Source organism: Acetobacter sp. (assembly GCF_047721705.1).
Taxonomy (GTDB): Bacteria; Pseudomonadota; Alphaproteobacteria; order Acetobacterales; family Acetobacteraceae; genus Acetobacter.
The window spans coordinates 1-9,702 of record NZ_JBDNXK010000108.1; the positions used below are offsets into that span (position 1 = coordinate 1).

Here is a 9,702-nt window from a genome sequence, read left to right on the forward strand (position 1 = left end):
AAATTAAGGAAAACATTATCCCCCAAGAAGATATTGTAGCCGTAATCACAATGAAAAGGCGGTCGGATACAGGCGTTTTTTCCCACCGCTCCCAGTCGTTCGGGGAGAGCCCCCTCAAGTTTGTTGTAACGGGCAAGCCATGCAGCACATTGCGCCATATCGTGCTGCAATTCGGGGTCGCTGGCGACATACAGATCGCCAGCCAGCATTTTCTGTTTTTCGCTGCGATGGGACATCATGTCAGATCATGCAATGCCTTGCCGAGAGACGGGGTAAGGCGCCAGTCAGAAAAACGAACCTTAAGACCTTCTCGCTCCGGCGTGCAGCACATCGGGCCGACCAGATAGGACGCGGCCTTGGGGAAAGGCGCCAGACGCACAAGTGGCCAGAGCTTACCATCGCCAGATACCTGAAGCCGTAGCACACCGTCGGCTACAGTCGCCCGCATCCAGAAGTCTTTTGGATCGCCTTCATAAGGGGCGGTCGCCCAGTCCGAACGACCATCAGTGAGAACGCTGCTGAGCATGGCGCGTCCATCTGAAAGTTCGATCCCGGCTTTGACCCAATGCTTCTCGTCAATACGGATCATGAGGCCGGCCTGATCGTACAATTTCTCATATTCGGCACGGATACGAAGCTGCGCTGTAAAGCGTGACGGCGCATGGATGCCGTAAAAATGGCCACTGTCGCGCGTGAATCCATAAAAGGTTTCGCGCCAGAAATCGGAGCCTTTGTCCGTTGTCACCTCAAGGGCATCGGCAGTGATCGTGCTCTCATGCGGCTTGTTAAGCCAGACTCCGTTCTGCCAAGGGCTTAGATCGCTGGCGTGTGCTTTACCGCTTAAAGCCATGCCACCGACCGCCGCACCCGCTGCGATCACCGTGCGTCTCGTCATGCCGTGGAGGCCGTTCTTTTCGCCATTCTCGCTCACTGCTAGCATCCCGCATCGTTAAATACTTATCATGTGTACGGACGTACACATGACGCAAGGCTAAACCTGCTTTCTCATGACAAGCAACCCTCCCGCGATCCGTCGCTTTGACCCTGATCGGAAACAGCGCATCATCAACGCCGCTCTCAATGTGATCGTGGAGTATGGCGTGCAGGGCACGACGCATCGCCGCGTAGCCGAGGCGGCAGGTGTGCCGCTGGGCTCGATGACGTACCATTTTGACGGGATGGACGACCTGCTTCATCTGGCTTTCAAACAGGTAGCTCATGCCAGTTCGGCAGAATTTGTCGGACGGTTGGCTAAGGCTGGAGATCGGGAAGAAGCGATACAGGCGATTGTCGATATTATCGCTGGAAACATCTGGTCCACGCCGCGGACGCTGCTGCTGAGTTATGAATTATATGCGTTTGCGGCGCGCAGGCCCGAACTGGCGGCCATCATGCGGGAATGGATGCAGGCCAGTCGGGAAGCACTGGGACGTTTCTTTGATCCTCTGACCTGCCGGGCATTGGATGCTCTGGTTGAGGGTATGGGGATTCATGACTCAGTGGACCACTCACCGCTGGATCGAAGTGAAATAGAAGATATCATTCGTCGTATATGCAGGCCGTAGAAAAGATGCCACTCGGATCGATGCTACTTAGTGTGCAGAGATAGTATTGAGTTTCTTTTTTATAAAAATACTTGAGTGAGAACTTTTTTCCTCAATGGTAATTCGTGCAAATATTATGTCGCCTTAGAGGCAGGCATTATTCTCGTGTTTAGGCGCGCAATACGGCGATGCGAGCAGCCGTCGCCGAAGAGTGTTGACGGCGGCTTGGGTAGTAGAGGTGATACGGCTCAAATGCCTTCGCCATGCGGTAAGTGTCTCGACCAGTTCTCCGGTTGCAATCCGGGAGGCGATGAAATCCTTTGGCTGTCATGCTAGCCCAAGGCCGTCCAGACAGGCCTCGCGTATATGAAAGATGCTGGTCAGAATAAGTTGTCCTGAGGTTATAATCCGTATGTCCTTGCCCACTTTCCTGAACTGCCACGGAAAGAGTTTTACGGAGAACATCTGTAACGGTCTTGTCCCGGACTATTCCTGTTTGCATGAAGCAAATGGGTGAGACTGCGTCCCTTATTTCTTGGAATGGGTGGACAGACCAGCGTGATTTGTCCGCGGCATTCATAATGGTAGATTCTAGCGATATACGGATTTAACCGTCTAATCACCGCTCTCCCGTCGTCGCGTCGCTCTTAAATGCGAAAGAACGCGGCGCTTCGACATGAGTCAGCGTGCCATCCGGTAAAGAGCGTTGAAGTTCCAGAGCCTCTGCCGTTGGCGTGTTCATCCACACATCCAGTTCCTCGGGATGCGTCAGGATCACGGGCATGGCTTTTGGATGAACTAAACCCACTTCGTGGTTCGCTTCGGTAGTTAGAAATCCGAACAGATCATCTGTCGTTTCTCCATCAGCCAGTTTCCGCACCGAAGTCCATCGACACCAGATACCCGCAAAGACAGCGAGGGGTTCTCCATCGCTACGAGCGAACCACATCGGTCGTGATTTTCCATCAGATAGACGCTTTGGTTCGGAGAATGCTGTCAGCGGCACCAGGCAGCGATGTTGCTTATCTTCCCAGCGTTTCCACCATGTCGAGGCCGGATTGCGGATATTGGTGACGCCGCGATCGACCTTGTGTCCCTTAAGGTAACCGGGCGGTGTCGGCATGCCCCAGCGCGCCATAATCAGTTCGCGACCGTTCTCACCGTTTCGCACGATTGGTGCCAGCGTGTTCGGGTAGATCTCGGGCAAAGGTTGGAGATTGCCCGTGCGATCTTCATGGACTTTCGCCATTCCTCTAATCGCCTGCGGGTTCGAGGTCATGGAATAAAGATTGCACATCCGTGTAGCTCCCTTACGACCACATACTATCGCTGCGGCAACTTTCTATGTGCGCTCAAATGTGCCTTTTGCTAAGCGTTCAGCAGTTTTTTCAGCCGAGTAAATTCTTTGATTTCATGATATATGCAACCACAGGTCTCTGATATCTCGAAATTACTGTAGGAATCTATGTAATTGCCGGACGGATTCTTTTTGTCACATTCAGGAAGCGCAAAAGTCATAGAGTGGCCGTGAAAATAGTGACGCTGGACCAGTGACGCACGGTCATAATCACAGTAACGCTTATTGTATCTAACAAGCTGATTTCATTGGAAAATTGAGTGTCTGGCGGAGAGGGTGTCCGCCGACCTGGGGCGTCACGAAAAAGCAGATCAGCGCAATAACCCTTGTTTTTCATGGTCTTACAGAAATACATGCCATCCTGAAGAAGCAGATAGACGCATTGAAACCCATCCCGTAAGGTGGGATGGAAGATGGGACTGAAAAGCCATGAGCAAGCGTCCGCCGAATCAGATGAATGCCCGCAAGGTCGCCTCCCTCAAAGACGGGGTTCACGGCGATGGCGGAAATTTATGGATCACCGTCCGGGGCGACACCCGGGCCTGGACCTTTCGCTATAAAAGCCCTGAGACCGGCAAAAGACGGGAGATGGGACTCGGTCCCGCCCGGGATATTTCTCTGGCCGATGCCCGGCTCCAGGCGACCGAGAACCGGCGCCTTCTTCTGAAAGGGATCGATCCCCTGGAAGAAAAAGCCCGGCAGAAGGGACAGACCGTTCCGGACCTGACCTTCGCACAGGTTGCTGAGCGGTACATCACCGAGCAGGCGCCGGGCTGGAAGGATCCGCGCTCGGCGCCCATGTGGCGCAGCTCTCTGGACCGTCATGTTTATCCCGTCCTCGGTCAGAAACCGATTGGCAGTGTGCAGACAGAGGATGTGCTCGCTGTCCTGCGACCGATCTGGGAGAGCACGACCGAAACCGCAACACGGCTGCGTGGACGGATGGAGCGTATTCTGGACTACGCGCAGAGCCATCACTGGCGTGAGGGTGAGAACCCGGCCCGCTGGCGGGGGCATCTGGCCAACATCCTCCCCAAACCCACGGCAGTCACCAAAGTGGTGCACCATGCCGCCTTGCCCTATCGCGACCTCCCGCCAGTCTACAGCCGGCTCAGCGCCGAGCATGGTGTGGGAGCTCTGGCCGCACGGTTCGTCTGCCTGACCGCAACCCGGGCTGGCGAGGTCCGCAAGGCCCTGTGGTCGGAGATCGATCTGAAGAAAAAGATCTGGACCATCCCGGCCGAGCGGATGAAGGCCGGGCGGGAGCATCGTGTGCCCCTGACGAACGGAGCGATGGCTTTGCTGTATAAAGTCCAGACCCTGAGATCCAGTTCCGGTGAGGACAGTTTCGTGTTTCCCGGTGGCCGGGTCGGTTCGCCGTTGAGCGATGTCGCAGTCTCGAAGGCCTTCCATCAGGCCGCAGGCACGAAGGATGTGACGATCCATGGTTTGCGCTCCAGCTTCCGGGACTGGGCAGCCGAGGAAACCGACTTTCCACGCGAGGTCGCCGAAATGGCGTTGGCCCATGCCATCGGTGACAAGGTCGAGGCGGCCTATCGCCGCGGGGATCTCTTCAACAGGCGTTCAGAGATGATGCATGCCTGGGAACGCTTCTGCGCCGGTCAATCCAGTGAGGCGGTCGCAAAGCCGCCGCGTCGGGATTCAAACAGCGCGCCACTCTTCACCTGGCGGGACTCTGAAATCGGAAATTCAGACGCCTGAAGGCCCATCAAAAGCCCAATGACGCGTCACGCATTGCATCGCACCGGTCCGCACAATCTCAGTGACGCGTCATCAATGCGCTATGTCGCCATTCCATGAGCGGCTGAAAAGTATGGCAATGCGCCATAAAATCGTGCTGCCAGATCGTTTAAGATGGCACGATACTGGTGGGCCTGAAATGTGACGGTTTTCTGCGGGGTGGTTTTCCCGGAATCGGGTCTGATGGTTTTTCCGTAGAAACCTGTCACACGTTCAGGAATATAGCGGTTTCTGGTGCTTTTCAGAATGTAGGGTGGTTTTTTGTCTGCTTCTGATGCGCTTCGGATTTCCAGCGTAGTGTTGAACGTGACTGAGCGTTTTCGGGATTTCACATGATGATTCGCGATTGGACCGTAGGTTCTTAGCGTCGTGCAGTTTTTACGATGATGGCGAACGTCGGCAGGAATTGAACGCGGTGTCGAACGTGCCTGAACGGTTTTGGGATTTCAGATGATGATTCGCGGTTGGGACGTAGTTTCAGAGCGTGGGAGGTTTTTTGTGTGTCTGAATGGTGAGCGTTTTCTGGTTGTTTTTGATCTTTGTCCGGCGAGCCTGGTGGCGAGTTGTTGCGTCCTGAGTGAGGGACGCGATTCCAAAAAAATCCCGATGCCTGGTGGCGTCGGGATTTTTCTGAGGATGAGGAGGGGGTGTGTTGTGGTGTTACCACATTGGCATCATGGGCCCGCCGGATGGAGTTGCGACGTATCCGTTGTTGACGACGTGTGGGCTGATGCGGTGGACGGTTCCGTAGGCGTCGACGGCTGACCGCTTGGACCAATCCTAGACCACTAAGCATTTCACCGTATGACACAGCACGACACCGAGAAACACCATAACACACTGATAACATGACCTTTGTTTTAAAAGACCATTGATATAAAAAGGTTTAATTCGCCCTTTCACGGCGGCAACACGGGTTCGAATCCCGTACGGGACGCCAATTTTATTTGGCAATGTTATTAGGGGCTTAAAGCCAAAGCAGGCTTTCCTGCCAAAAATTAAGTAGCGATTTTAGACCAATGACGATTCCGCCCCTTCGGAGTTCGTCTCATGGCCCGTGCAAAATCCGCCGAAAATGCCAACGATCCTGCGACAGGACGTCCTCTGCCCAATGGTGTCAGGATCACAGGCATGGCCTTCGGATGGATCGCGCCCACTTCCCGGTTGGCCTCTGTGGTCAGGAACCCGAACAGATCGTCCGTTGTCTCGCCATCGGCAAGTTTCCGCACCGATGTCCACCGGCACTATATCCCGGCAAAAAAGGCGTGTGGACCCACTAGGCATCGAAGATATTCGGTCGCGTTCTTTCTCGACGCCGACGCGTTGGTCGACATAATTGCCACCGTAGCCGGCGAGCACGCGCATTACCCGCCCATAACAGGTGCTGGAAAAATTGCAGGCGGCACACGATCACAAAAGTTATTTTGGGGTTTGTTAATTCATTGTCCTAAGCAGCGCACCCTCATTCAGAGAGGTGAAGGATGCGCCTATGAGTAGATCATTTTGCAGTCCAGGCCTCAGATGGCGGTTGCGATGAGGCCAAATCGCGGAAAAGGAAGCCAGGCGCAACAATCACAGCACATCGTAAAAACGACGCCAGTTTGGAGGCATCAGAACATCGCATTAATCGCAAATTGTGGCGAAACCTGAATGCTTTTGTTGTGACCGGCAAAATAGAAAGCCGATCCCACGATTATACCCCATCGGGCGTTCCAGTTATATTCAAACGCAGGCGCGATCTGCCAATCAGTTCCGGCGCTGCCAATCTTTTTTACATACTGTCCGTTGCCGTCGTGCCCATGCACGCGCAATCCATTGGACCAGTCACGCACAAGATCCATGGCCAGCACCCATTTCTGGCTCACAGCATATTCCAGAGAAAAGCCTGTTTCGCCACTCATGCCGGGTTGGCCACGCCCACGGAAACCATGAACTGTACCGTAAGTGGTAGTATCTATAAGTGTCGCTGAGGTCACGGCGCGGCGAAACCAGTTCCACACGCGCAGACGCAGTTCATGATTTCCGGGTAACGTGTAGGTGGACTGCTCCGTGATGGCAAAACGAAACACGTAAGCGCCGCTCCCTATGCCGTCCTGAGCATTGCCGAGTTTCTTGTAGTCACCCGTCGGGAAAATCATTCCAACGAAAAGATTGAAGGCAGGAATGTAGCGTTTCGGATCCGGGCGTACAAAACGGTAGATCAGGTCGACCGGTATGTCGCCGGTTTTCGGGCCGTGGGAGTGTCCGCTATCGTGCTTCCAGCCATAGTTAACGATCGTATGCACCTGCACGCTGAAATCGGGCAGGATTCCGTATTTCCATAATGTAGAGTTGGAAAACATCCGCTGCATTGGATGTGTGGCGGGACGCGTTCCACCACGAGAATCGAAAGATCCCAGAGGCTGATTATAGGAGTAGTAGGGCTCGACATTGAGCATACCCGTGCGCGTAGTGCCCGATGGTGAAACAAGTGAACCGGTATACCATTGGTCCGCATGAGCCCACGAACTGGTGCCCACCCATGCCATCAGGACGGCAAAGGCCTTCCCGGCATGACGTTTTCTGTAGGCGTACGTTTTCCGTCTCCGGTTCAACCTGATCTTACGCACCGTCTCGACCACATCTCATTCCGTTCAATAGCCAGCGCCAAAGACCGATTGGATGTCTGCTGGCCTGTTCCGGCCATCGGCGAGAAGGAGTTGCAGAAGAATGCGAGATTTTTGCGGATTGAGGTCAAAGGAGGCCACCAGTCCGTGCTGATCGTCATCGACCTCCACGTTCCGATTTACAAATCCGTCACCCACACGGGAGGAACGCACGACGACGACCCCTGCTTTCACGGCACGGTCCAGACCTGCTAGCGCCTCCTGCGACACGTTGCCGTCGCCCATGCCGGCAATCACGATGCCTCGCGCTCCGGTCTTCACCGCTTCGTCAATCTGGGCTGCATCCATATCGGCATGCGCGTAAACAATCTCGACACTTGGCAAAAGATGGCTTTGCGGCAGCGGTAAATGGACTTCGGCCCGAGGGGGACCGAAGAAGCGTACATTTGCCGGGTCTGCTATCCCCACAGGTCCCGCATTGCGCGAATGGAAGGTCTCCAGAGCCGTGGTGTGTGTCTTGCTCACCCAACGTGCAGCATGGATTGTATCGTCCAGCACAACCAGCACACCCTGATTGTGCGCCTGTGGACTGACGGCCACTTTCACCGCCTCATACATGTTTGCAGGACCATCCGCGCTGATGGCCGTGCTCGGGCGCATTGCACCGGTCAGGACCACAGGATGGGAATCTCCAATTACAGTATCGAGGAAGAAAGCTGTTTCTTCCATCGTGTCCGTACCATGCGTGATGACAATGGCGTCCGCTTCGTTCCTTGTAAAAGCCTCATGAATACGTTCAGCCAGACGGAACCAAACCTGACTGTTCATGTTCTGTGAGGCAATATTGGAGATCTGCTCCACTTTCAGTCGCGCCAGATTCTCCACGCCGGGCACGCCTGCAATGAGTTGCTCACCCGTGACAGCGCCAGCGTCATAACCAATAGCTGAACGGGGATCGGCCTTGCCCGAGATGGTGCCTCCAGTGGCCAGAACCAGAACGCGTGGCAATGCTGCCTGTGGCTGGGTTGTCTGCATATCTGCGGCATGGGTAATGGTTGGCGACATCGTCATCACACTGAGGGACACAAGAAAAAACGGTAGGATACGTATGGAAAACATAAGGCGGAACAGTCCTTCGGCAGCTGGAAACAGGGGAGGCGTTCCTGTGTCTTCGGTTCGAAACTCTGAAAACGGGTCTGGAAGCGATTAGCGCCGCTTCCAGACCCGACTGACTCAGCCTTGCGTTTTCACGAACTGATCGTGATATTCCTCAACCATTTTGCGCAGCGAACGCCCGATCGCCGCATACTGGAACTCGTTGAGGTTGGCCAGAGAAGCGCGAGCCGCTGGACGCGTAGCGCCAAAACCCGCTCCGGGCAGAAGAACGATTCCGGTTTCATCCGCGATACGGAACAGAATTTCGCCAGTGCTGGCCCGTGCAAGCATCCATTTTGCGAAGTCATCGCCGTAGAGAGCACGGCATGTGTCCTCAAGGTCGATGAGAGTGTAGTAATCTACCGCGTTTGCATCTTCCGCCGGTTTCACTCCGAGTTCCTGATACAGCGCTGCCTCGCGGCGACGGATGACACTCTTGAGCGTGGCTTTGTAGCGGCCTTCATGATCCATAAGCGCAAACAGAGAGAACAGCACCATCTGGACCTGCTGTGGCGTTGATAGACCGGCTGTGTGGTTGAGGGCGACAGCACGGCTATCTGCAACCAGACGATCGATGAACTTCAGAGAAGACGCATCCGTCGTCAGGCTGGAATAACGTTTTTGCAGAGCCGCTTTTGCATCCGCAGGAAGCTGTGCAAGACGCGCGTCGATCTGATTGTCCTTGTGCATGCCAATGACACCCAGGCGCCATCCGGTCGCACCGAAATACTTCGAGAAGGAATAGACGAGGATTGTGTTACGCGGGCAGACTGCATAGAGCGAGCGGAAACCGTCGGCAAATGTTCCATATACATCGTCGGTCAGGATCATCAGATCCGGACGATCCTTGACGATGGAAGCAATCTTCTCAAGAGAAGCATCGTTCATCTTGACTGATGGCGGATTGCTCGGGTTGACGCAGAAGAACATCTTCACGGCTGGATCGCGCAGTTTTTCAAGCTCGCTTTCCGGATATTGCCAGTCAAGAGCCGGATCGGCCTGAACTGCAACGACTTCGAGACCGTATTCCTCAAGCTGCGGGATTTCGATATAGGGCGAGAAGATGGGCATGCCGATAGCCACCTTGTCACCCTTGCGGATGAGATCGTTCTGTTTGAGGGAATTGAACACATAGGCCATGGCGGCCGTGCCACCCTCGGTCGCGAAAAATTCTGTGGAATCGAGCGAAAGTGCACCCCCCACCATCTCGCGCAGCACATATTGGCCCACGCCTTTCTCACTCAACGTCAGCCTGCGAGGCGGTGTGGGATTATAGCAA

General features: G+C 54.7%; 8 protein-coding genes, 1 tRNA gene and 1 pseudogene. 3 read left to right on the forward strand and 7 right to left on the reverse strand.

Annotation, left to right across the window (positions count from 1 at the left end):
* A partial coding sequence (locus ABF824_RS14140) for a maltose acetyltransferase domain-containing protein (protein WP_415489649.1) occupies positions 1–239 on the reverse strand: 239 nt, incomplete at its 3' end.
* On the reverse strand, positions 236–940 hold the full coding sequence (locus ABF824_RS14145; protein ID WP_415489650.1) for a DUF1349 domain-containing protein: 705 nt from the start codon (positions 938–940) through the stop codon (positions 236–238). The genes ABF824_RS14145 and ABF824_RS14140, both read right to left, overlap by 4 nt.
* A 67-nt stretch (positions 941–1,007) precedes the next feature.
* On the opposite strand from ABF824_RS14145, the gene ABF824_RS14150 reads away from it, so the two are divergent.
* Positions 1,008–1,565, forward strand: coding sequence for a TetR/AcrR family transcriptional regulator (locus ABF824_RS14150; protein WP_415489651.1), 558 nt, complete (start codon positions 1,008–1,010; stop codon positions 1,563–1,565).
* 598 nt (positions 1,566–2,163) lie between these two features.
* Here ABF824_RS14150 and ABF824_RS14155 read toward each other — a convergent pair.
* The gene (locus tag ABF824_RS14155; protein WP_415489652.1) at positions 2,164–2,841 is read right to left on the reverse strand and encodes an SOS response-associated peptidase; all 678 of its coding nucleotides are present in this window, start codon (positions 2,839–2,841) and stop codon (positions 2,164–2,166) included.
* Between the two features lie 489 nt (positions 2,842–3,330).
* Between ABF824_RS14155 and ABF824_RS14160 the strand changes: the two genes are divergently transcribed.
* Together ABF824_RS14160 and ABF824_RS14165 are read left to right on the forward strand one after the other, a co-directional pair.
* Complete coding sequence (locus ABF824_RS14160; RefSeq protein ID WP_415489653.1) at positions 3,331–4,623, forward strand: tyrosine-type recombinase/integrase; 1,293 nt, start codon at positions 3,331–3,333, stop codon at positions 4,621–4,623.
* A gap of 910 nt (positions 4,624–5,533) precedes the next feature.
* A tRNA-OTHER gene (locus ABF824_RS14165) sits at positions 5,534–5,602 on the forward strand.
* Positions 5,603–5,660: 58 nt separating this feature from the next.
* Here ABF824_RS14165 and ABF824_RS14170 read toward each other — a convergent pair.
* From ABF824_RS14170 to ABF824_RS14185, 4 genes and pseudogenes are all read right to left on the reverse strand, one after another.
* Positions 5,661–5,933, reverse strand: a pseudogene (locus ABF824_RS14170) (hypothetical protein); the annotation flags it as partial.
* A gap of 339 nt (positions 5,934–6,272) precedes the next feature.
* Complete coding sequence (locus ABF824_RS14175) at positions 6,273–7,190, reverse strand: transporter (protein ID WP_415489656.1); 918 nt, start codon at positions 7,188–7,190, stop codon at positions 6,273–6,275.
* 105 nt (positions 7,191–7,295) lie between these two features.
* Positions 7,296–8,387: an asparaginase gene (locus ABF824_RS14180; protein WP_415489654.1), complete on the reverse strand. Its 1,092-nt coding sequence runs from the start codon at positions 8,385–8,387 to the stop codon at positions 7,296–7,298.
* A gap of 114 nt (positions 8,388–8,501) precedes the next feature.
* A partial coding sequence (locus ABF824_RS14185) for a bifunctional aspartate transaminase/aspartate 4-decarboxylase (protein WP_415489655.1) occupies positions 8,502–9,702 on the reverse strand: 1,201 nt, incomplete at its 5' end.

Bases quoted from the DNA above. Each gene is read 5' to 3' on its own strand.
- ABF824_RS14145 (WP_415489650.1), bottom strand. From the start codon at position 940: ATGCTAGCAGTGAGCGAGAATGGCGAAAAGAACGGCCTCCACGGCATG.
- ABF824_RS14150 (WP_415489651.1), top strand. From the start codon at position 1,008: ATGACAAGCAACCCTCCCGCGATCCGTCGCTTTGACCCTGATCGGAAA.
- ABF824_RS14155 (WP_415489652.1), bottom strand. From the start codon at position 2,841: ATGTGCAATCTTTATTCCATGACCTCGAACCCGCAGGCGATTAGAGGA.
- ABF824_RS14160 (WP_415489653.1), top strand. From the start codon at position 3,331: ATGAGCAAGCGTCCGCCGAATCAGATGAATGCCCGCAAGGTCGCCTCC.
- ABF824_RS14175 (WP_415489656.1), bottom strand. From the start codon at position 7,190: ATGGCATGGGTGGGCACCAGTTCGTGGGCTCATGCGGACCAATGGTAT.
- ABF824_RS14180 (WP_415489654.1), bottom strand. From the start codon at position 8,387: ATGTTTTCCATACGTATCCTACCGTTTTTTCTTGTGTCCCTCAGTGTG.